The sequence below is a fragment of the Rhizobium sp. P1_E6 genome (assembly GCF_056405875.1).
On record NZ_JBFUBG010000283.1, the window covers coordinates 1 to 1,274 of the forward strand.

A 1,274-nucleotide genomic window follows, 5' to 3' on the forward strand; every position below is an offset into this window, starting at 1 on the left:
TTGCTGAGGGAAGTGCATGAATGGACCKGCTTTGCKGATYMMTTCACGCATGTTMGCACCGGCGACRTCCCGAAAAATGTCTCTGCCATGCTCGCTGGTGTACTGGCCGATGCGACGAACCTYGGCCCRAAGCGAATGGCGGGCGCATCCAAGGGGATCAGCGCTCACCAGATTGGGTGGATGCGYACATTCCATGCYCGATCGGAGACCTACCGCGCGGCGCAAGCGTGCATYACCGATGYCCACACCCGGCATCCGYATTCYCKCCTTTGGGGCAATGGCACAACGTCATCCTCCGATGGCCAATTCTTCCGTGCGAGCGACCGAGCCGCAAAGCGCGGCGACATCAATTTGCATTACGGCAGCGAGCCCGGATCGAAATTCTATAGCCATCTGTCAGATCAATACGGCTACTTCAGCATTTTGCCCATCAGTCCGACCGAGAGCGAGGCGGCCTATGTGCTTGATGGGCTCTTCGATCAGGACACGGTCCTCGACATCCATGAACACTTTACCGACACTGGCGGTGCCAGTGATCATATCTTCGGGCTGTTCGCCTTGATCGGAAAGCGGTTCTCACCGCGACTGCGCAATCTCAAAGACCGGAAGTTCCACACATTTGAGAAGAGCGATGCATATCCGGCGCTGTCGAACCATATCGGGGCGCCGATCAATGCCAGTCTAATCCTCGATCACTGGGACGATCTGCTCCATCTCGCCGTGTCGATCACGACGCGGTCCGTGGTGCCGTCTACGATCCTCAAGAAACTATCCGCATCTCCGAAGCAAAGCCATCTCGCGAGGGCGCTCCGCGAACTCGGCCGTATCGAAAGGTCGCTGTTCATGATCGAATGGTACTCAAGTCCGGCACTACGGCGGCGCTGTCAGGCCGGCCTCAACAAGGGTGAGGCCGCCCATAAGCTGAAGCGCGCTGTGTTCTTCCACGAGCGGGGCGAGATCCGCGACCGGTCGTTCGAGAGCCAAGCGTTCCGCGCCTCTGGTCTCAACCTCGTCGTCAGTGCGATCGTCCACTGGAATACGGTCTATCTCGACCGTGCAATCACACAGCTAAAGCGATCGGGTCGAGCTATTCCTGATACTCTGTTGAAGCACATCTCGCCACTCAGTTGGGAGCATATCAACCTTACCGGCATCTACACCTGGGATGCGGAACATCAGATGCCGAACGGATTTCGATCGCTCCGTCTGCCAGCCGGGCTACGGCGGGTCGCATAAGTTCTCATTCCGTTCGCCCTTAGCGTACGATTCCGCAC

The 1,274-nt window shown here is 57.9% G+C and carries 1 protein-coding gene; it reads left to right on the forward strand.

The features are described from left to right. Positions 1-1,236: Tn3 family transposase (locus AC1D35_RS36255; protein WP_477942850.1), on the forward strand; the 1,236-nt coding region annotated here is incomplete at its 5' end. Between the last annotated feature and the right edge of the window lie 38 nt (positions 1,237-1,274).